Genomic DNA, 19,242 nt, shown 5'->3' with positions numbered 1-19,242 from the left:
TGTCCGCGGGCCGGTCGGCGTTTGCCCTGAGAAGGTGCTGCCATGGCCTCCCTGCCCCTCGTCGCCCCCATGCTCGCCACCGCCGGCCGGCTGCCGCCCGGGGCGACCGCCGATCAGTGGGCGTACGAGGTGAAGCAGGACGGCCAGCGCGCCATGGTCTATCTGCCGGGGGACGGGTCGGTCCGGCTGCTGGCCAGGTCCGGGGCGGACATCACTCCGGCCTATCCGGACCTCGCCGCGCTGGGGGCCGCGCTCGGCGGCGTCCCGGCGGTGCTGGACGGCGAGATCGTCGCGCTGGACAGCGAGGGGCGCAGCGACTTCGAGCGGCTCCAGTCGCGGATGGGGCTGTCCGGATCACCGGCCAGGGCCGCCCGCATGGCGCAGCGGGTCCCCGCCCACCTGGTGCTGTTCGACGCGGTGTTCCTGGGCGAGCGGAGCCTCGTACCGCTGCCGTACACGGAGCGGCGGGCGGAGCTGGAGGGGCTCGGGCTGCACGGGCCGCGCTGGTCGACGCCCGCGGTGGTCGTCGGGCACGGCGAGGAGGCCCTGGCCATGACGCGGGAAGCCGGTCTGGAGGGCGTGGTCGCCAAGCGGCTGAGCTCGGTGTACGAGCCGGGCGTCCGCGCCCGTACGTGGATCAAGATCCGCCATGCCCGCACGGTGGACGTCGTCGTCGGCGGCTGGGTGCCCGGCCGCGGCAGGCTGGGCGGTCTGCCCGGGGCGCTGCTGGTCGGGGAGCGGCACCCGGGCGGCCTGCGGTACGCGGGCAGCGTCGGCACGGGGTGGAGCGACGCCGAGCGGAGCAGGCTCGCCGAGCTGCTGCGGGTCGCGGCCGTCGACACCTGCCCCTTCGACGAGACACCGCCGGTCGCCGGGGCGCGGTGGGTGCTGCCACGGCTCGTCGGCGAGGTGCGCTACTCGACCAGGACGAGGGCGGGGCGGTTGCGCCAGCCCTCATGGCACCGGCTGCGGCCGGACCTGGCCCCGGACGACATCGGTCAGGACGGCCCGTCCTGACCGGGCGGGCCGCAGTCAGGAGGCGGTCCGCTTCTTCGCGGCGGTCCTCCTGGCCGGCTGCTTCTTCGCCGTCGTCTTCTTCGCCGCCGTCTTCCCGGCGGCCGTCCGCTTCTTCGCCGCGGGGGCCGCCTTCTTCCGGGCGCGGGGCTTGCCGGGCGTCATCTCGTGGACGGTCGCGTCCTCGCCCCGGGTCTCCTTGGCCGCCTTCACCGACGCGTTCAGCGCCGCCATCAGGTCCATGACCTTTCCGGGCTCCTCCTCCTCGCCCCCGGCCGCCGCCGGGAGTGCCTTGCCCTCGGACTTGGCCGCGAGGAGCTCCTCCAGGGCCTCCCGGTAGTGGTCGCGGAAGCCGGAGATGCCGTCCAGGGCCATGCTGTCGGTGAGCTGCACGGCCCGTTCGATCTCGCCCTCGTCGAGCTCCGTCTCCCGGGGGGCCAGGGACTCGGGGCTGCGGATCTCGTCCGGCCAGCGCATCGCGTGCAGCACGATCGCGTCCTCCCGCACCCGCAGCAGGCCGAGCCGCTCTCGGTTGTGCCAGGCGAACTTCGCGACGGCGACCTTGTCGCTGCGTTCCAGCGCCTGCCGCAGCAGGGTGTACGGCTTGGCCGCGACCTGGCCGTCGACCGCGAGGTAGTAGCTGTCGCTGATGCGGACGGGGTCGATGCTGTCCGCCTCGACGAACGCGACGATCTCGATGGCCTTCGCCGTCGGCAGCGGCATCCGGTCGAGCTCCTCGTCGGTGACGGGCACGGTCCGGTCCTTGGCGACCTCGTACCCCTTGCCGATCTCGTCCTGGGAGAGCACCTTGCCGTCGATCTCGCACACCTTGCGGGTGCGGATACGGCCCATGTCCTCGCGGTGGTACTGGTGGAAGGAGATCGAGTGGTTCTCGGTGGCCGACACGACCTTGATCGGGATCGTCACCAGTCCGAAGCTGATCGCTCCGGTCCACAGGGGCCGCGGCATCCGTACCTCCAGCTGCCCCCCTGGTGGTCTGGCCGGGAGGCGGACCGGCGCGTCCGGAAGGGAGAACCGGCCCGAGAGGGCCGAGACGCGGCCCGGGCCACCGCCCGTACACCGATCCTCGCGCCCCGGCTCCCGGTCCGCATGTGGATCACCGGGGTCCGGGGCGGGCGCGCGGCAGTTCCAGCTCGCCGACGACCTGGTCCTCGCTCATCTCGCCGGTCTTCCGGAAGCCGAGCCGGAGATAGAACTCCTCGGGGCCGTGCTCCCCCTCCCCCCAGGTCACGGTCACCCTGCTCTGCCCGCGCCGCAGGATCTCCTCGCAGACCGCCTCCACCGCGAAGCGCCCGTACCCCTTGCCCTGCTCCCCGGCGGCGACGGCCAGCCGCCAGAGTCCGGAGCGTGGGCGGTCGTCGGGGTTCGCGGGGTCGAACCGTACGTCGAAGAAGGCCATCACGAAGCCGACGAGCCGGTCACCGTCGAAGACCAGCCTGGGCCAGGCCGTGTCCGGGTCGGCGTAGGCCTCGGCCAGGGACCGGGCGACCGGGGAGACGAACCGTTCCTGCTCGGGTGCCACCTCCAGGCGGCAGGCGTCGAGGACGTTGGCCGGGGTCACCTTCTCCAGGCGGAGCTGCGCAGTCATACGCGCACGGTACGGCGTCGGCACCGGCGGCGGACCATCGAATTGGCGCAGTCCAGGGTTCCGCCCCACCTGGGGTGTCACCAGGCGGCGACGCCCTCGGCGTCGAAGAATCCGCCGGTCGGGCCGTCGGCGCCGATGAGTGCCATACGGACGATGATGTCCGCGCCCTCCTCCACGGTCTTGGGACCCGAGTGACCGTTGAGGTCGGTGGCGGTGTAACCGGGGTCGACGGCGTTGAACCGGATGCCGGGGTAGGCCTTCGCGTACTGCGAATTCACCATGACCAGCGCGGTCTTGGAGGAGGTGTAGTCGAGCGCGGCCACGGTGAACTCGACCCGGCCCGGGTCGTTCGTGGCCGCCAGCGAGCCGAGCCCACTGGCCACGTTGACGACGACGGAAGCGTCACCGGCCTCCAGCAGCGGCAGGAACGCCCTGGTCATGCGCACGGCACCGAAGACATTGGTCTCGTACGTGAGCCGCATGTCCGCGCCCGACGTCTCGCCGACCGGCTTGTGAACGCCGGCGATCCCGGCGTTGTTGACCAGGACGTCCAGCCGCCCCGCGTCCTTGCGTACGAACTCGGCGGCGGCGTCGACCGACTCCTGGTCCGTGATGTCGATCCGGACGAAGCGCGCCCCGAGGCGCTTCGCGGCCTCCTCGCCGCGCCGGGCGTCGCGGGCCCCGGCGTAGACGGTGTGCCCGGCCTCGATGAGGCGGCGGGCGGTCTCGTAGCCGAGGCCCTTGTTGGCACCGGTGATGAGGGTGGTGGTCATGTCTGTACTCCCGTGTACGGCGGGCTGATGGGTGATGTCCTCACCCTGCTCGCGCCGCCGGGACACAGGCAGTACCCGCCTCAGCGGGTGGACTGCCAGTACCAGGCTGTGCCGGGGGCGGGCGCGGATACTGGTGGGGTGAGCAGACCGAAGGACGTACCGGCCGAGGGCCCGCCCGGAGCACCTGCCGCGGGGCCGGGAGCGAACGGCCCGGGCCCTAAGCCGAACGACCTGGGCAGGAGTGCGAACGACCTGGGCAGGGCCCTGCACGGCTGGCGGGACCGGATCTCTCCCGCGACGGTCGGGCTGCCCTCGGGCGGGGTGCGGCGGGCGGCGGGGCTCCGGCGTGAGGAGCTGGCCCATCTCGCCGCCCTCTCCGTCGACTACATCACCCGCCTCGAACAGGGCCGCGCCACCTCCCCCTCGCCGCAGGTCCTCGGCTCGCTGGCCCGCGCGCTCCGTCTCTCGGACGCCGAGCGCTCGTACCTGTACCTCCTCGCGGGACAGCCCGAGCCCGGTCCCGGCCACATCTCCTCGCACGTCCCGCCCGGACTCCGCCGACTGCTCGACCAGTTGAGCGGTGCCCCGCTGAGCGTCCACGACGCCGCCTGGAACCTGATCGAGTGGAACGCGTCCTGGGCCGCCCTGCTCGGCGACCCGTCCGCCCTGCGCGGACGCGAACGCAACGTCGTCTGGCGGCACTTCACCGGCCGGCGGGGCCGGGTCACCCAGACCCCGGAGCAGCGGGCCGACTTCGAGGCGTCCACGGTCGCCGACCTCAGGGCCGCCACCGCCCGCTACCCCGCCGACCAGGGGCTCCGCGCCCTGGTCAAGGACCTCCGGGAGACCAGCGAAACCTTCGCCGGCCTGTGGGACTCGGGCATCGTGGGCACCCACGAATCCGGCTCCAAGACCATCACCCACCCCGAGGTCGGCCTGCTCACGCTGTCCTGCGACGTACTCGTCGCCCAGGGCAGCGACCTACGGGTCGTCGCCTACACGGCGGCCCCCGGAAGCGAGTCCGCCGCCGCGCTCGGACTGCTCGACGTCATCGGGATACAGGCGATGACCTGACCGGTCCGGCCCTCCTTCCCGCCCCACCACACAGCCGCCCCCGGCCCGCGCCGGGGGCGGCTGCTCTTTTCTAATCTGCTTCAAACGCGCTATAAATGAGCAACTTCGAGCACCAATCGCCTGGGTTCACGCAGCCCGCATCCGCGAAGGACGCCCATGCCGCTCATATCCACCGGTGACATCACGCACGGCGCACGCAGGGACTCGACGGGCGTCGGGGCCTTCAACGTCGTGCAGATCGAGCACGCCCAGGCCATCGCGAGCGGGGCGGAGGCCGCCCGGCTGCCGGTGATCCTCCAGGTCAGCGAGAACACCGCCCGCTACCACGGCTCCCTCGAACCGATCGGGCTCGCCTCGCTCGCCGTCGCGCGGGCGGCGGGTGTTCCGGTGGCCGTGCACCTCGACCACGCCGAGTCGGCGGAGCTGGTCCGGGAGGCCGTCCGGCTCGGCTTCACCTCCGTCATGTTCGACGCGTCGAAGCTCCCGTACGACGAGAACGTCGCCGCGACGCGTGAGATCACCGCCTACTGCCACGGCCACGGGGTCTGGGTGGAGGCCGAACTCGGGGAGATCGGCGGCAAGGACGGCGCGCACGCCCCGGGTGTGCGCACCGATCCGGCCGAGGCGCGGGCGTTCACCGAGGCGACGGGCGTGGACGCGCTCGCGGTGGCCGTGGGGAGCTCGCACGCGATGCTGACCCGCGACGCGGTCCTCGACTTCGCGCTGATCTCCCGGCTGCGCGACGCGGTGGGCGTGCCGCTCGTCCTGCACGGCTCGTCGGGCGTCGGGGACGCGGGCCTCGCGGCGGCGATCGGCGCCGGCATGACCAAGGTCAACGTCTCCACGCACCTCAACAAACTGTTCACCGGGGCGGTCCGCACCTATCTGGACGCCCACGCCGAGGCCGCCGATCCGCGGAAGTACCTCGGCCCGGCCCGCGACGCGGTCGCCGCCGAGGTGACACGCCTGCTGGGCGTCCTGGCCCGGCCCGGGAGATAGGGTTTCGCTCCGGACAAGGAGGACCAGGTGGCGGCACACACCCGATGGACCCGGCTGCTGGAGATCCTCAGCGACCAGGGGCATCTCGACGTACTCGACGCGGCCGAGCAGCTCGGCTGTTCCGCCGCCACGGTCCGGCGCGACCTGGACGAGCTCGCCCGGCAGAATCTGCTGACCCGCACCCGGGGCGGCGCCGTGGTGAGCACCGTCGCCTACGACCTGCCGCTGCGCTACAAGGCGGCCCGCAGGGCCGACGAGAAGCAGCGCATCGCCAAGGCCGCGGCCGAGCTGATCCCGACGGGCTCCACGGTCGGCCTCAACGGCGGTACGACGACCTCCGAGGTGGCCAGGGAACTGGCGCTGCGCCCCGAGCCATCGGGCGGGGGCACGGCGCTGACGGTGGTGACCAACGCGATCAACATCGCCAACGAGCTGGCCGTGCGCCCCCAGGTGAAGATCGTCGTCACCGGCGGGGTGGCCAGGCCGAACTCGTACGAACTCGTCGGCCCGCTGGTCGACTCCGTGCTGCGCACCCTCGCCCTCGACTACACGATCCTCGGCGTGGACGCCGTGCACCCCCGCTTCGGAGCGGCCACGCACGACGAGTCCGAGGCCGGGGCCAACCGCGCCCTCGCCGAGTGCGCGGGCACGGTGATCGTGGCCGCCGACTCCTCCAAGCTCGGCCGCCGGGCCTTCGCCCAGGTCTGCGAGACCACAGCGGTGTCCGTCCTGGTCACGGACGAGGACGCGCCGGAGGACGTCGTCGCGGAGTTCACCGACCTGGGGATCGACGTCCTGCGGGTGTGACCCGGCATGGGCGCGCGGCTCACGGCGACACCCGTGGGGCCTGCCTCGGGGACGCGGCCCCTCAGGAGCGACCCATGTCGATGACGTGCTTCCCCCGGACGCCACCGGCTTCGAGCCGGTGGTGGGCTGCCGCGATGCCTTCCATCGGGAAGACCGTGTCGATGACGGGCCGGACCGTCCCCTCCTCCGCCGCCCGGGCGAGTTCGGCGATCCGGTCGGCGGACGGGTTGTTGCTGAACATCTTGACGCGCCGGGGTGCGGCGGCGGCCCGCAGGCCCGTGCCGAGCATCGAGGTGAGGACCCGATCCGGGTCGAAGGCGAGCGCGACCATGCGTCCCCCGCGGCCCAGTCGCGCCTGGTAGGCGCCCAGTTCGGTGCCGACCACATCGACGATCACATCGAACTCGGCGAGGTCACCGGGCCGGGCCGTGCGGTAGTCCAGAGCCTCGTCCGCGCCGAGCCGCGCGACCCAGTCGAGGTTGCGGGCACCGGCGAGGGCGGTGACATGGGCGCCGAGCGCCTTGCCCAGCTGCACGGCGACACTGCCCACTCCTCCGGTGGCGCCGCGGACCAGAAGCCGCTCCCCGGGCCGGAGCCGCGCCTTGTCGGTCAGTGCGGTCATCGCGGTGGTACCCGAGACCGGAAGCGCGGCGGCTTCGACCGGGCTCAGGTTCTCCGGCGCCCGGGCGAGCCGTCGCTCCGGCACGGCGACGAAATCGGCGATGGCGCCGAACGCGAAGTGCGGCATGAGTCCCCACACCGCGTCCCCGGGACTCCAGGCGCGCACACCGCCGCCGACGGCTGCGACGCGGCCGGCGAAGTCGCCGCCCAGGCGACGGGGGAAGCGGGCGCGGGAGACCCGGCGCAGCTTGCCCGCCCGGAAGGCCGTCTCGCCGGCGTCCACGCTCGCGGCGTGCACCTCCACGAGCACCTCGCCGGGCCCCGGCCGGGGCGTGGGTACGTCGACGATGCGCAGCACCTCGGGCGGGCCAAAACGGTCGAACTGCACGGCACGCATGTGTGTCTCCTGCTCCTACGCGTCCTGACAGAAGTGGGGCACCGGAAGTGGGGCACCCCTCCACTTAAAGTGGGGGAACCCCCCACTTTCTGTCAAGCCGGGAAGGCACGACGCCGGTGCGAGAATGGGGCGCCACCCCGTTTCCGGCGGCGAGGAAGGAGACCACGAGGTGACCAGGGCAATTCCCGGACCGCCCAAGCGCGCGGACGCCCGGCGCAACTACGACCGGATCCTCGACGCGGCCGCGGCGGAGGTCTCCCGGCGTGGAGCCGACGCCTCACTGGAGGAGATCGCACGGCAGGCCGGCGTCGGCTCGGCGACCCTGCACCGCCACTTCCCGTCCCGGTGGGTGCTGCTCCAGGCCGTCTTCCAGGAGCGCGTGGCGCACCTGTGCGGCGAGGCCGAATCGCTGACGAGCGAGTACCCGGCGGCGACCGCACTGGTGAAATGGCTGACGTCCCTGGCGGTGTTCGGCGCCACCACACGCGGCGCCGCCCGCTCCTTCCTGCAAGGAACCGGCACGGCCGCACCGCCCTCACCGGACTCCGGCTGCGAGCAGATGCTGAGGGAGGCCGGCGCAGGCCTCCTGGCCCGGGCCCAGGGCGACGGGACCGTCCGCGACGACGTGACCATCCTCGAACTGCTCACCCTGGCCAACGCGGTGGCCCTCGCCACCGAGGACGCCCCCGGCGCCGCGGAGCACGCCGGCCGGCTCATGGGCATCGCGGTCGAGGGCCTCGGCCCACCCGGCCGCACCACCTGACCGGGCGGATCGTCCGGATGCCACGGCCCGTCGCCCCGGATGACACGTACCGCGTACCGGCCAGGGCGGACGAGCCGTGCCCGCACCTCGGCCGGCAGGCACCCATGCACCGTCGGCAGGATCAGCGGTAGTCCTCCGGGTGGCCCTGCATCCAGGTGTTGACGCGGCCCCGGGTGCCGAGGAGGTCGGAGCGGTGCTTCTCCAGGTTGGGCGTGGAGGTGTCGCCGTCCAGCGTCGTGCGCAGGGCGCCGATCCAGGCGATGGGTTCCTCGAAGTGCCCGGGGCCCTTCTTGTCCGCCTTCATCGCCTCGTCCAGACCGTTCAGTTCCTCGTTGACCCGGCCCAGGAAGTAGGCGCAGTTCCCGTCCCCGGGGGTGCAGTTGTCGTACAGCGTCGCCTGGAGACCGGCGAAGGCGTCGCGGACGAGCTCCGGCTGGTTCGGGTCCGCCTGGATGACGAGCGTCGGTGTGGGCGACGGCGTGGCCATCAGGGACGCCTCCGCCTCGGCGGCCGCCGCCTCGGCCACGGACGGGTCCACGTACGGGACGTCACCGCCCGGTCCGTCGGTGGTGGTCGCGGCGCTGCACCCCGTCAGCAGCGCTCCCAGGATCACGGCCGGTATCGCGGCACGCAGGCCGGTACGGATCAGCATGAGGCCCCCCTCGTCGGTTGGACCAGACCTTATCCCCGCCGGCCGCTCAGCCCTCGACCAGACTCTGCAGCGCGGGGGCGTAGAGGTCCGCGAGGCGCTCGGGCGTCGCGCGGGAGCTCGCCCCCTCGCGGTGCAGGCTCAAGGTGGCGCCCAGGCCGAGGAGATGACCCGCGATCAGCTCGGCGCGCAGGGCGCGTTCGCGGCCGGGCAGGCGGCCCGTCAGGCGGTCGGTGACCTGTTCGTGGAAGCGGTCACGGAGCAGTGAGCGCTCGTCGTGGTTGCCGAGGGAGAAGACGACCCGCAGCAGGGGGTCGCCCTTCTGCTCCCTGCGCCGGCGTACGAGCGTCAGCACCATGTGGCGGCCGAGCCCGTCGAGCGGGGCGTCGAAGAGCTCCTCGGCGGCGGGCCCGAAGTCCGCGACGGTGTTGAAGAGTTCCTCCTTGCGGCCGAAGTGCTTCACCACGAGGGAGGCGCTCACCCCGGCGTCGGCGGCGATGCCCCGGATCGTCACCTCGGCGTACGGGCGCTGGGTGAAGGCACGGCGCGCGGCGAGCAGGATCGCGTCCTTGCCGGTGGCGGCGGTTTCCGGTGTCGCCGCGGTGACTCGGGCGGTCATGCGCCCTCCTGGATCGGCATCGCCCGCGTACGGCCGCTGCGCCTGCGTTTCCCCTCGACCGTACCCGCATCCGCGCGGTTGCCGGGAAGGCACAGTGTCACCGCGAGGGCCAGCAGCGCGGCGCCCCCGGCGATCAGGAAGACCAGCTGGTAGGCCCCGAGGGTCGGGGCCGGGCGGCCGGCCGCCACGAACGTCATGTTGGCGAGTACGGCGGCCACGGCGGCGCTGCAGAACGCCTGGCCGATCGAACGCATCAGGGTGTTCAGCCCGTTGGCCGCGCCCGTCTCGCCGACCGGGACCGCGCGCATCACCAGCGCGGGGAGCGCCGAGTAGGCGATGGCCGTACCGGCGGCGACGACCGTGGCACCCGCGATGATCGTCCAGAGGCTGTGGCTGGTGAAGTACCGCACGACATAGCCCACGGCGATGATCCCCGCGGCCAGCGCGAGGCTCGTCCGCGGGCCGCGCGCGGCCGAGATCCGGGCCGAGAGGGGCGAGAGCAGCACCATGGCCACACCGCCCGGCAGCAGGCACAGCCCGCTGACGACGAGCGAGGCGCCGAGTCCGTAGCCGGTGGCCTTCGGCTCCTGCACCATCTGGGCGGTGACCAGGGAGTTGGCGTAGAACGCGAAGCCGATCAGCAGGGCCGCGACATTGGTGAGGAGCACGGCGGGCCGGGCCGAGACGCGCAGGTCGACCATGGGCGTGCGCACCCGCAGCTCGTACGCCCCCCAGACCAGGGCGATGACGACCGAGGCGGCCAGCAGTCCGAGGGTGCGGGCCGAGGTCCAGCCCCAGCCTCCGCCCTGGGTGACGGAGAGCAGCAGGCAGACCAGCGCGGCGGTCAGTCCGAGGGTGCCGAGCACGTCGAAGCGGCCGCGGGAGCGGAGTGGGGACTCGGGCACGCAGCGGAGCACCAGGACGATGTCGAGGAGGCCGATGGCGCCCGAGACCCAGAACATGGTGTGCCACTCGAAGTTCTCGATGACCACCGCCGCGAGCGGCAGGCCGACGGCCGCCCCGATGCCCATCGTGCTGCTCATGAGCGCGACGGCGGACAGCACCCGCTCGGGCGGCAGCTCGTCGCGCAGGATGCTGATGCCCAGGGGGATGACGGCGATGGCCGCGCCCTGGAGAGCCCGGCCGGCGATCAGCACGCCGATGTGCGAGCTGACGGCGCACAGGACGGAGCCCACGACGAGCACGCCCAGGGCGGCCACCAGGACGCGCCGCTTGCCGTACATGTCGCCGACCCTGCCGAGCACGGGGGTGAACACCGCGCCGGTGAGCAGCGTGACCGTGACCAGCCAGCTCGCGGCGGCCGGTGTGGCTCCGGTGAGCTCCGGTATGTGCGGGAGCAGCGGGACGACGATCGTCTGCATGATCGCGACCACGACGCCGCAGAAGGCCAGGACGCCGACGGCGAGGCGGGGGTGGTGCGGGGCGTCGGCGGGTGCGGGTGCGGTCATCGGGGCTCCGTACGCAGAGAGGGGGTGCACACGTGTTCACCCCGAGGGTAAACGCATGTACACCCCACCGACACCCCACCCCCGGACCGGGCCCACCGACCCCCACCCGCAGCATTTGCATATACATGCGAGCGAGTGCATACTCTTCCTATGTCTAAGGTTCTCACCTCCCTGCCCACCGGCGAGCGCGTCGGCATCGCTTTCTCGGGCGGCCTCGACACCTCGGTCGCGGTCGCGTGGATGCGCGACAAGGGTGCCGTCCCGTGCACCTACACCGCCGACATCGGCCAGTACGACGAGCCCGATATCGCCTCGGTGCCCGGCCGCGCGAAGGCCTACGGCGCCGAGATCGCGCGCCTGGTCGACTGCCGTGCGGCACTGGTCGAGGAGGGCCTGGCCGCACTCGCGTGCGGCGCGTTCCACATCCGCTCCGGCGGCCGTGCCTACTTCAACACGACGCCGCTCGGCCGCGCCGTGACCGGCACCCTGCTGGTCCGGGCGATGCTCGAGGACAACGTACAGATCTGGGGCGACGGATCGACGTTCAAGGGCAACGACATCGAGCGGTTCTACCGCTACGGCCTCCTCGCCAACCCGCACCTGCGCATCTACAAGCCCTGGCTCGACGCCGACTTCGTCACCGAGCTGGGCGGCCGCAAGGAGATGTCGGAGTGGCTGGTCGCCCACGGGCTGCCCTACCGCGACAGCACCGAGAAGGCCTACTCCACCGACGCCAACATCTGGGGCGCCACCCACGAGGCCAAGACGCTGGAGCACCTCGACACCGGCGTGGAGACCGTCGACCCGATCATGGGCGTCCGCTTCTGGGACCCCTCGGTCGAGATCGCCACCGAGGACGTCACGATCGGCTTCGAGCAGGGCCGCCCCGTGACGGTGAACGGCAAGACGTTCGCCACCCCGGTCGACCTGGTCATGGAGGCGAACGCGATCGGCGGACGCCACGGCCTGGGCATGTCGGACCAGATCGAGAACCGGATCATCGAGGCGAAGAGCCGCGGCATCTACGAGGCTCCGGGCATGGCGCTCCTGCACGCCGCCTACGAGCGCCTCGTCAACGCGATCCACAACGAGGACACCCTCGCGCACTACCACAACGAGGGCCGGCGCCTCGGCCGTCTGATGTACGAGGGCCGCTGGCTGGACCCGCAGGCCCTGATGGTCCGCGAGTCGCTCCAGCGCTGGGTCGGCTCGGCCGTCACCGGCGAGGTCACGCTGCGGCTGCGGCGCGGTGAGGACTACTCGATCCTCGACACCACCGGCCCGGCGTTCAGCTACCACCCGGACAAGCTCTCCATGGAGCGCACCGAGGACTCGGCGTTCGGCCCGGTCGACCGGATCGGTCAGCTGACCATGCGCAACCTCGACATCGCCGACTCGCGCGCCCGGCTGGAGCAGTTCGCGAGCCTCGGCCTCGTCGGCACGCCCCAGGCCTCCCTGATCGGCGCCGCCCAGGCGGCGGCGACCGGCCTGATCGGCACCATGCCCGAGGGCGGCGCCCAGGCCATCGCCTCCCGCGGCGAGGTCTCCGGCGACGACGAGCTGCTGGACCGCGCCGCCATGGAGTTCGGCACCGACTGACCGGCCACCGGGCGGGCCGGGCTCCGGCCCGTCCTGCCCGCGGCCTATCCTCGAATCCTCGGACCAGGGATGAGCGGAAGAGCGAAGGTGGCGGCAATGGCGAAGGTTCCGGCAGCGGCGGTGGCGGCGAGCGGACTCGTCGGCGGGTACGCGATCGCCCGCTGGACCCGCAAGCGTCCACTGGGCGGCGTCGCCCTGGCGGCGGCCGGGTCGGTGGCGGCGTACGAGTGGAACCGGCAGGCCGGGGCCAAGGCCGCCACCGGGCTCACCCTCGCCTATGTCGCCGCGTTCGCCGGCTCGCACCCGCTCGCCAAGAAGGTCGGCGCCTGGCCCTCGGTGTTCGCCGTCGCGGGTGGTGTCGCCGCCGCCTCGTGGGCCGTCACCCGGCGGGCCGCCTGAGAAATTCCGTGCCCGGGGATTGAACACGGGCGCCGCGGGGTGCGTACTGAAGAGCAACTCCCCGCGTGACCCGGGGGCGTGCCCGCCACGACAGGACGGGCGCGCCTCCGGTCTGCTCCGGGGCCCCTGCCGTCAGCCCCCGAACGCCTGCGACACCGAGTAGATCGCCAGCCCGGCCAGCGCGCCCACCACCGTGCCGTTGATCCGGATGAACTGCAGGTCGCGCCCGATGTGCGCCTCGATCTTCCTCGACGTCTGGTCCGCGTCCCACCCGGCGACCGTGTCGCTGATCAGCGAGGTGATCTCCGCGCGGTACGTCGTGACGACATACGCCGCGGCGTCCTCCAGCCAGCCCTCCAGCTTCGCCTGGAGCCGCACGTCCGTGGCCAGCCGCGCGCCCAGCGAGATCAGCGAGGCCCTGGCCCGCAGCCGCAGCTCGCTGCGCTCGTCCTCGGCCGCCGCCATGATCATCGCGCGTACGGAGGACCATGCGGACGCGATGACGTCCTGGACCTCGCGGCGCCCCAGGATCTCCGACTTCAGCCGCTCCACCCTGGCCCGGGTGTCCGAGTCCGTCTGGAGGTCGGCGGCGAAGTCCGTCAGGAACGTGTCGATCGAGCCGCGCGCCGGGTGTCCCGGCATGTCGCGCATCTCCGTGACGAAGCGCAGCAGCTCCTTGTAGACCCGCTCCCCCACCCGCTTGTCCACGAACCTGGGCGTCCAGCCCGGCGCCCCGCCCTGCACCGCGTCCATGACGGAGTCGCCGTGCAGGACCAGCCAGTCGTGCGCGCGCACGCAGACGAGGTCGACGACCCTGCGGTGGCCGCCGTCCGCGACGATCTTCTCCAGCATCTTGCCCATGCCCGGGCCGACTTCCGCCGCGTCCGCCCTCCGGGTGATCGCCTCTCCCACGACGGCCTGCACATCGGAGTCCCGCAGCACCGTCAGCGCGCCGCGCAGCGCGGTGGCCAGCTCGGCGGTGACCCGGTCCGCGTGCGCGGGCTCCGCCAGCCAGCTCCCGAGCCTCGCACCGACGCCCAGGGCGTGAATTCGGTCACGAACGACGTCCCCGGAGAGAAAATTCTCGCCCACGAAGGAACCGAGTGACTCCCCCAACTGGTCCTTCTTGGTGGGAATGATGGCGGTGTGCGGGATGGGCAGGCCGAGCGGACGCCGGAAGAGCGCCGTGACGGCGAACCAGTCCGCCAGCGCACCCACCATTCCAGCCTCGGCAGCCGCAGCGACGAAGCCCGGCCAGCCGCCCACACCCGCGTTCTCCGCCCAGGTGGCGAGGACGTACACGAGCGCGACGAGCAGGAGCAGGCCTGTGGCGGTGGTCTTCATGCGGCGCACCCCGCGCCGCTTCTCCTCATCGGCGGCGGTGTACGCGAATCCGCCGGACGACGGCCTCGGCCGCCCCCCGTCCGGAGCCCCGGCCTTCCCGGCCGTTCCCTGTCCCGCGTCCTGTTCCATCCGCTCCACCCGTCCGCGTACGCGCCACGCCGTGCCGTACGCATTGTCCCTACCTCACCTACTCCTGGGCCGCACGTCGAGTTCCCCAGGGCCTGTCGCATCATGAGAGCAACCCGAACACCGGGTCGAACATCGCAGGGAGAATCACCGCAGATGCCCAGGCGCCAGGGGTATGCCCTGCTCATCGCCCTCGTGGCAGGCACCGCCGCGCTCGCCGCCGCCGTCGCGTTCGGTACGTCGCTGATCGCGGCCGAGCGGGAGACGCCGCTCGCCGGAACCGGGGCCCACGCGGCGGCACGCAACCCGGCCGCACCGGCCAACTCCACCGGCACCTGGGTCGTCACCTGGACCGGAGCCCCCGTCAGCGCCGAGCCGAACGCCGCCCAGGGCTACCCCGGCCGCACCATCCGCAACATCGTGCACACCAGCGTCGGCGGTGACGCCGCCCGCATCACCCTGTCCAACCTCTTCGGCTCCACCCCGCTCGTCGTCGACCAGGCCACCGTCAACACCCGGCCGGTGACCTTCCAGGGCCTGGCCGCCGTCACGATCGCCGCGGGCCGGCAGGTCGTCAGCGACCCCGTCGTCGTCCCCGTCGCCCCCGACGCCGACCTCGAAGTCACCCTGCGCACGCCGTACGCCGCCGGGCCCGTCACCCAGCACCCCAACACCCACCAGACGTCCTACCTGGCCGACTCCCAGGGCACCTGGAGCACCACCCGCTGGCGCTATCTGACGGCCGTCGACGTCCGCAACGACGCGTCCCCCGGCGCGATCGTCGCGATAGGCGACTCCCTGACCGCGGGCAGCGGCTCCACCACCGACGCCAACTCCCGCTGGACGGACGTCCTCTCCGACCGGCTGCGGCACCGCTACGGGGTCGCCAACCAGGGCATCGCGGGCAACCGCCTCCTGCGCGACAGCCCGCTGACCGTGAGCGGTGTGCGGAACCTGGGCGGACGGAGCGCGGCCGGCCGCTTCGACCGCGACGTGCTCTCCGTCGCCGGGGCGAGGACCGTGATCATCGCCCTCGGCATCAACGATGTGCAGCAGTTCCCCCAGGAGACCGACGCCCGGCGCATCACGGCCGGACTCCGCGCCCTCACCGAGCGCGCGCACGCCCGGGGACTGCGGGTCGTCGGGGCGACCCTGACGCCCTTCCAGGGCTACTCCACCTGGACGCCGGAGCGCAACGGCGTGCGTCTGGCGGTCAACGAGGAGATCCGCTCGGGCCGGGTCTTCGACGCCTTCGTCGACTTCGACCGCGCCGTGCGCGACCCCTACGCGCCCAACCGGATCCTTCCCGAGTACGACTCGGGCGACCGGCTGCACTTCAACGACGCCGGCTACCGCGCCCTGGGCCGGGCCATCGACCTCGGCACGGCGGACGGGACGCCGAAGTCGGACGCGTTCTGACGAGCCGGGCGGGGCGCCCCGCCCGGCTCAGCCGAGCTCCTTGCGCCCGTCCCCCGTGTCCGGCTTCCGCAGCTGCTCCTGCTCCTTGCGGCGGCGCTTCTGGGCCCTGCTCCACTTGCGCTCCACACCGACGCCGCCCATGAGCGCGAAGCCCGTGACCCGCACCCGGGGCGAGCCCGGCGCGGGCTCCGGCTCCTCGTCGAGTTTGGAGTGCTCCCCGAAACCGCCCATGACACCGAAACCTCTCACCTGGACGTCGAGGTCCGGCGGCACGGTGACCTGGATACCGCCCATGATCGTGAAGCAGCGGATCACGACGTCCCGCTCGGCGAACCGGGCCTCGCGCAGATCGATCTCGCCACCACCCCACATCGCGAACGAGGTGAAGAGGGAGCCGACCGTCCAGTGGCCCTTGCGGCTGAACCCGCCCCAGAAGGCGAACGCTCCCGACGAGGTGGCGGTGCCGCCGATCCGCGAGGGCCAGTCGGCCGACGAGCCGGCGCGCTCGGACACCGCCCCGGTCACCGGCCCGGCAAGCGTGCCCGGCACCGGGAGATCACGTACGAGCGGCTCCAACTCCCCGTGCGTACGCGCCTTGTACGTCGCGTCGAGCCGCTGCTCGAACTCGTCCATCTCCAGCCGGCCCTCGGCCACGGCCTCCCGCAGGGTCTCGGCGACCCGCTCCCGCTCCGCGTCGGAGGCTCGCATGTCCGGGTTTTCACTTGTCATACCGGGCACCCTATAGAGCGATCGCGGGACGGGCCTAGAGCGCTGGATCCGACACGTACATCTTCGCGATCACGGACTCGATGTCCGGCTCGCGCACCGACAGATCGACCAGTGGATACTCCGCCGCGATGCGCGCCACCAGCGGCGCGGCCGACCCTGCCGCCGGGAACGCCAGCCACTGCCGGGGCCCTTCCACCTTCACGACCCGCACCGAGGGCTCCGACGCGAGCTCGATCGGGGGCAGCTCCCGCTCCAGGTCCACGACGAGCGTGCGCTCGCTCTCCCCCACCTCGTGCAGCCCGGCGAGCGCCCCGTCGTACACCAGACGGCCGTGGTCGATCACCATCACCCGCTTGCACAGCTGCTCGATGTCGGTCAGGTCGTGCGTGGTCAGCAGCACCGTCGTGGACCGCTCCGCGTTCAAGTCCCGCAGGAATCCCCGCACCTTGGCCTTGGAGACGACGTCGAGCCCGATCGTCGGCTCGTCCAGGTACAGCACCTCCGGATCGTGCAGCAGGGCCGCCGCGATGTCGCCCCGCATCCGCTGCCCCAGCGACAGCTGCCGCACCGGGACCTCCAACAGGGCTCCCAGGTCCAGGAGTTCGACACACCGGTCCAGGTTCTCCCGGAAGCGGCTGTCGGGGATGCGGTACATCCGGTGCATCAGCCGGTACGAGTCGCGCAGCGGCAGGTCCCACCAGAGCGTCGTGCGCTGCCCGAACACCACACCGATGCGGTGCGCCAGCCTCGTGCGCTCCCGGGAGGGGTCGATCCCCGCGACCCGCAGCCGGCCGCCGCTCGGCGTGAGGATGCCCGTCAGCATCTTGATCGTCGTCGACTTGCCCGCCCCGTTCGGGCCGATGTAGCCGACCATCTCACCGCGGGGCACCCGGAAGCTGATCCCGTCCACCGCCCGCACCTCACGCCGTTCACGGCGCATGAAGCCGGTCTTCCGGCGCACGTCGAAGACCTTCTCGACGCCGTCGAGCTCGATGAAGTCCATGTCGTCCACGCCCACTCCTCAGCTTCCCGTGCTGCGGTACGCCCGCAGCCCCACCCGCCAGGCCAGCCCCGCGAGCACCCAGCACACCGCGGCCACCACCGGCGGCAGGAACGCCACCCAGCGGGGCAGGTCCAGCGGATAGTCCCGGCCCAGCACGTACAGCGCGGGCAGCCAGCTCACGAAGGCCAGCGGCACCACGAACGTCACCCCGCGCACCAGGTCCTTCGCGAAGACCGACGGCGGATACTGCAGCAGCGTCGTCCCCCCGTACGTGAACGCGTTCTGCACCTCCGACGCGTCCTGGGCCCAGAACTGGAACGCCGCACCCACCACGAACACCGCCCCGAAGACGGCCGCCCCGCTCAGCACCATCATCGGCAGCATCGCCACCTTCAGCGGGGTCCACGCGATGTCCAGCGTCCCCAGCGCGTAGCCCAGCACCAGCAGCCCCTGCGTGATCCGCCCCAGCCTGCGCAGCGCGAACCGGTCCGCCGCCACCTGCGCCAGCACCGGCACCGGCCGCACCAGCAGCGTGTCCAGCGTGCCGTCCCGCACCCGCCGGCCCAGCCGGTCCATCGACCCCAGCAGCAGGTCGGACAGGCCGAACGCCGTCGCCGACGCCCCGTACAGCAACGCGACCTCCGGCAGCGTGAAGCCGCCCAGCACGTCGACGTGCGTGAACATCAGCAGGATCGCGACGAAGTCGAAGCCCGTCGCCACGAAGTTCCCGAGGGCCGTCATCACGAACGACGCGCGGTACGCCATCGTCGAGCGCAGCCACATCGCCACGATCAGCCCGTAGGCCCGCACCCCCTCGACCAGCCGCGACCGCTCGTCGAACGCCGTCCCCGGCTCCTGGGCCACGATCCGCTCGACCCTTACGTCAGCCACCCTGGACCACCACCCTCCTGGTCGCCACCGACTGGAGCAGACGGCCCGCCAGCAGCAGCGCCACGGCCCAGCCGGCCTGGAAGGCGTACGCCCCCAGCAGATCAAGGCCCTCGTACGTACCGAGGAACACATCGGCGGGCACCTGGAGCAGCGACGACCAGGGCAGCGCCCGCGCCACCTCCCCCAGCGCCCCGGGGAACAGATTCAGCGGCAGCAGCATCCCGGAGAAGAACAGCCCGGCCAGCCAGGCGATCTGCGTGGCCCCCGCGCCGTCCAGGAGCCAGAACGCGGACAGCGCCACCAGGAAGCGCACCGCGAAGCTCACCACCACCCCGAGCACCACGGACACCAGGAAGGCCAGCCACGTCCAGGGCGAGGCGGGCAGCACCAGATCGAAGGCCAGGGCCCCCAGGGCCATCGGCACGATCCCGCGCCCCAGCAGATGGAACGCCGCCCGGCCCAGGTCCCCCGCCAGCCACCACAGCTGGAGGTCGGCAGGCCGGTACAGGTCGACCGCGATGTCGCCCGTGCGGATGCGCTCCATCAGCTCGTCCTCGAAGCCGCTGCCCAGCATCGCGCAGGTCATCAGCAGGGCCTGACCCAGCCACACATAGGTGACCGCCTGCGCCATGTCGTACCCGCCGAGCTGCGGACGCTCGTCCCAGAGGGCGATGTAGGTGTACGCCATGATGAAACCGAAGACGGTGTTGGTGAACAACCCCGCGAGCGTCGCCACCCGATAGGTGGCATGCCGCCGGAACCCTCCGGCCGCCACCACGGCATAGAGCCGCACCTCGCCCCCCTCTTTCCGCCAAAGCGCACGACGTTAGTGCACACCGTTCGGCCGCCGCGACCCCATTTCCGTGGAGGGTTCCGAGGGTTATCCGTCCGAAAAGTGCACTATAGGAAAATCATCCGCAGTCGAGGAGCCTCCACAG

General features: G+C 72.3%; 20 protein-coding genes. 8 read left to right on the top strand and 12 right to left on the bottom strand.

Translation table 11 applies throughout. From position 1 onward, the window contains the following. Nucleotides 1–42: 42 nt before the first annotated feature. Nucleotides 43–1,017, top strand: a complete 975-nt coding sequence (ligD, locus tag AMK10_RS08030) for a non-homologous end-joining DNA ligase (RefSeq protein WP_073746416.1) — start codon at nt 43–45, stop codon at nt 1,015–1,017. Between the two features lie 15 nt (nt 1,018–1,032). On the opposite strand, the gene ku is transcribed toward ligD, so the two are convergent. The 3 genes from ku to AMK10_RS08015 all read right to left on the bottom strand — a co-directional run bounded on the left by ku (nt 1,033) and on the right by AMK10_RS08015 (nt 3,396). Further along, nucleotides 1,033–1,983 (bottom strand): non-homologous end joining protein Ku, encoded by a 951-nt coding sequence (ku, locus tag AMK10_RS08025; protein WP_073746414.1) that lies wholly within the window; start codon nt 1,981–1,983, stop codon nt 1,033–1,035. 148 nt (nt 1,984–2,131) lie between these two features. Beyond that, nucleotides 2,132–2,623 carry a GNAT family N-acetyltransferase gene (locus AMK10_RS08020; protein ID WP_073746412.1) on the bottom strand — a complete coding sequence of 164 codons (492 nt, stop codon included), beginning with the start codon at nt 2,621–2,623 and terminating at the stop codon, nt 2,132–2,134. Between the two features lie 77 nt (nt 2,624–2,700). Then, on the bottom strand, nt 2,701–3,396 hold the full coding sequence (locus tag AMK10_RS08015; protein ID WP_073746410.1) for an SDR family NAD(P)-dependent oxidoreductase: 696 nt from the start codon (nt 3,394–3,396) through the stop codon (nt 2,701–2,703). 231 nt (nt 3,397–3,627) lie between these two features. Between AMK10_RS08015 and AMK10_RS08010 the strand changes: the two genes are divergently transcribed. From AMK10_RS08010 to AMK10_RS08000, 3 genes are all read left to right on the top strand, one after another. Then, complete coding sequence (locus tag AMK10_RS08010) at nt 3,628–4,470, top strand: helix-turn-helix transcriptional regulator (RefSeq protein WP_107428410.1); 843 nt, start codon at nt 3,628–3,630, stop codon at nt 4,468–4,470. Nucleotides 4,471–4,626: 156 nt separating this feature from the next. Then, nucleotides 4,627–5,469 carry a class II fructose-bisphosphate aldolase gene (locus AMK10_RS08005; protein WP_073746406.1) on the top strand — a complete coding sequence of 281 codons (843 nt, stop codon included), beginning with the start codon at nt 4,627–4,629 and terminating at the stop codon, nt 5,467–5,469. Between the two features lie 27 nt (nt 5,470–5,496). Next, entirely contained in the window at nt 5,497–6,276 is a 780-nt protein-coding gene (locus AMK10_RS08000) for a DeoR/GlpR family DNA-binding transcription regulator (protein ID WP_073746404.1), read from the top strand. A gap of 61 nt (nt 6,277–6,337) precedes the next feature. Here the strand turns inward: AMK10_RS08000 and AMK10_RS07995 are convergent, their stop codons facing one another. Further along, nucleotides 6,338–7,294 (bottom strand): NAD(P)-dependent alcohol dehydrogenase, encoded by a 957-nt coding sequence (locus tag AMK10_RS07995; RefSeq protein ID WP_073746401.1) that lies wholly within the window; start codon nt 7,292–7,294, stop codon nt 6,338–6,340. 169 nt (nt 7,295–7,463) lie between these two features. Between AMK10_RS07995 and AMK10_RS07990 the strand changes: the two genes are divergently transcribed. Next, nucleotides 7,464–8,057 (top strand): TetR/AcrR family transcriptional regulator, encoded by a 594-nt coding sequence (locus tag AMK10_RS07990; protein WP_073746399.1) that lies wholly within the window; start codon nt 7,464–7,466, stop codon nt 8,055–8,057. Between the two features lie 121 nt (nt 8,058–8,178). On the opposite strand, the gene AMK10_RS07985 is transcribed toward AMK10_RS07990, so the two are convergent. Genes AMK10_RS07985 through AMK10_RS07975 form a run of 3 tightly spaced genes read right to left on the bottom strand, consistent with a single transcriptional unit; the run spans nt 8,179 to nt 10,794 of the window. Further along, complete coding sequence (locus AMK10_RS07985; RefSeq protein WP_073746397.1) at nt 8,179–8,709, bottom strand: hypothetical protein; 531 nt, start codon at nt 8,707–8,709, stop codon at nt 8,179–8,181. Between the two features lie 46 nt (nt 8,710–8,755). Next, nucleotides 8,756–9,325, bottom strand: coding sequence for a TetR/AcrR family transcriptional regulator (locus AMK10_RS07980; RefSeq protein ID WP_073746395.1), 570 nt, complete (start codon nt 9,323–9,325; stop codon nt 8,756–8,758). Continuing rightward, nucleotides 9,322–10,794, bottom strand: coding sequence for an MFS transporter (locus AMK10_RS07975; RefSeq protein ID WP_073746393.1), 1,473 nt, complete (start codon nt 10,792–10,794; stop codon nt 9,322–9,324). The genes AMK10_RS07980 and AMK10_RS07975 overlap by 4 nt, the downstream gene beginning before the upstream one ends. 150 nt (nt 10,795–10,944) lie before the next feature. Here AMK10_RS07975 and argG point away from each other — a divergent pair, with 150 nt between their 5' ends. Continuing rightward, entirely contained in the window at nt 10,945–12,393 is a 1,449-nt protein-coding gene (gene argG / locus AMK10_RS07970; RefSeq protein WP_073746391.1) for an argininosuccinate synthase, read from the top strand. 96 nt (nt 12,394–12,489) lie between these two features. Next, nucleotides 12,490–12,792, top strand: a complete 303-nt coding sequence (locus AMK10_RS07965; RefSeq protein ID WP_073746389.1) for a hypothetical protein — start codon at nt 12,490–12,492, stop codon at nt 12,790–12,792. 132 nt (nt 12,793–12,924) lie between these two features. Here the strand turns inward: AMK10_RS07965 and AMK10_RS07960 are convergent, their stop codons facing one another. Continuing rightward, nucleotides 12,925–14,265 carry a DUF445 domain-containing protein gene (locus AMK10_RS07960; protein ID WP_073746387.1) on the bottom strand — a complete coding sequence of 447 codons (1,341 nt, stop codon included), beginning with the start codon at nt 14,263–14,265 and terminating at the stop codon, nt 12,925–12,927. A gap of 153 nt (nt 14,266–14,418) precedes the next feature. Here AMK10_RS07960 and AMK10_RS07955 point away from each other — a divergent pair, with 153 nt between their 5' ends. Next, nucleotides 14,419–15,681 (top strand): SGNH/GDSL hydrolase family protein, encoded by a 1,263-nt coding sequence (locus tag AMK10_RS07955; protein WP_073746385.1) that lies wholly within the window; start codon nt 14,419–14,421, stop codon nt 15,679–15,681. Between the two features lie 27 nt (nt 15,682–15,708). Here the strand turns inward: AMK10_RS07955 and AMK10_RS07950 are convergent, their stop codons facing one another. Genes AMK10_RS07950 through AMK10_RS07935 form a run of 4 tightly spaced genes read right to left on the bottom strand, consistent with a single transcriptional unit; the run spans nt 15,709 to nt 19,097 of the window. After that, on the bottom strand, nt 15,709–16,389 hold the full coding sequence (locus tag AMK10_RS07950; RefSeq protein WP_198959688.1) for a DUF1707 domain-containing protein: 681 nt from the start codon (nt 16,387–16,389) through the stop codon (nt 15,709–15,711). A gap of 55 nt (nt 16,390–16,444) precedes the next feature. Beyond that, nucleotides 16,445–17,413 carry an ABC transporter ATP-binding protein gene (locus tag AMK10_RS07945; protein ID WP_073747984.1) on the bottom strand — a complete coding sequence of 323 codons (969 nt, stop codon included), beginning with the start codon at nt 17,411–17,413 and terminating at the stop codon, nt 16,445–16,447. Between the two features lie 18 nt (nt 17,414–17,431). Further along, a complete protein-coding gene (locus AMK10_RS07940) occupies nt 17,432–18,304 on the bottom strand; it encodes an ABC transporter permease (protein ID WP_073746381.1) in 873 nt (290 codons plus the stop codon). Then, nucleotides 18,297–19,097, bottom strand: a complete 801-nt coding sequence (locus AMK10_RS07935) for an ABC transporter permease (protein ID WP_073746379.1) — start codon at nt 19,095–19,097, stop codon at nt 18,297–18,299. The genes AMK10_RS07940 and AMK10_RS07935 overlap by 8 nt, the downstream gene beginning before the upstream one ends. Nucleotides 19,098–19,242: the final 145 nt, after the last annotated feature.

It is taken from the genome of Streptomyces sp. CB02058 (genome assembly GCF_001905505.1).
Taxonomy (GTDB): domain Bacteria; phylum Actinomycetota; class Actinomycetes; order Streptomycetales; family Streptomycetaceae; genus Streptomyces.
This window is presented reverse-complemented; position numbering and strand designations above follow the sequence as displayed.

Coding starts and splice junctions, on each gene's coding strand:
- ligD (WP_073746416.1), top strand. CDS start 43: ATGGCCTCCCTGCCCCTCGTCGCCCCCATGCTCGCCACCGCCGGCCGG.
- AMK10_RS08015 (WP_073746410.1), bottom strand. CDS start 3,396: ATGACCACCACCCTCATCACCGGTGCCAACAAGGGCCTCGGCTACGAG.
- AMK10_RS08020 (WP_073746412.1), bottom strand. CDS start 2,623: ATGACTGCGCAGCTCCGCCTGGAGAAGGTGACCCCGGCCAACGTCCTC.
- ku (WP_073746414.1), bottom strand. CDS start 1,983: ATGCCGCGGCCCCTGTGGACCGGAGCGATCAGCTTCGGACTGGTGACG.
- AMK10_RS07945 (WP_073747984.1), bottom strand. CDS start 17,413: ATGGACTTCATCGAGCTCGACGGCGTCGAGAAGGTCTTCGACGTGCGC.
- AMK10_RS07955 (WP_073746385.1), top strand. CDS start 14,419: ATGCCCAGGCGCCAGGGGTATGCCCTGCTCATCGCCCTCGTGGCAGGC.
- AMK10_RS07965 (WP_073746389.1), top strand. CDS start 12,490: ATGGCGAAGGTTCCGGCAGCGGCGGTGGCGGCGAGCGGACTCGTCGGC.
- AMK10_RS08005 (WP_073746406.1), top strand. CDS start 4,627: ATGCCGCTCATATCCACCGGTGACATCACGCACGGCGCACGCAGGGAC.
- AMK10_RS07995 (WP_073746401.1), bottom strand. CDS start 7,294: ATGCGTGCCGTGCAGTTCGACCGTTTTGGCCCGCCCGAGGTGCTGCGC.
- argG (WP_073746391.1), top strand. CDS start 10,945: ATGTCTAAGGTTCTCACCTCCCTGCCCACCGGCGAGCGCGTCGGCATC.
- AMK10_RS07975 (WP_073746393.1), bottom strand. CDS start 10,794: ATGACCGCACCCGCACCCGCCGACGCCCCGCACCACCCCCGCCTCGCC.
- AMK10_RS07960 (WP_073746387.1), bottom strand. CDS start 14,265: ATGGAACAGGACGCGGGACAGGGAACGGCCGGGAAGGCCGGGGCTCCG.
- AMK10_RS07985 (WP_073746397.1), bottom strand. CDS start 8,709: ATGCTGATCCGTACCGGCCTGCGTGCCGCGATACCGGCCGTGATCCTG.
- AMK10_RS07980 (WP_073746395.1), bottom strand. CDS start 9,325: ATGACCGCCCGAGTCACCGCGGCGACACCGGAAACCGCCGCCACCGGC.
- AMK10_RS07950 (WP_198959688.1), bottom strand. CDS start 16,389: ATGCGAGCCTCCGACGCGGAGCGGGAGCGGGTCGCCGAGACCCTGCGG.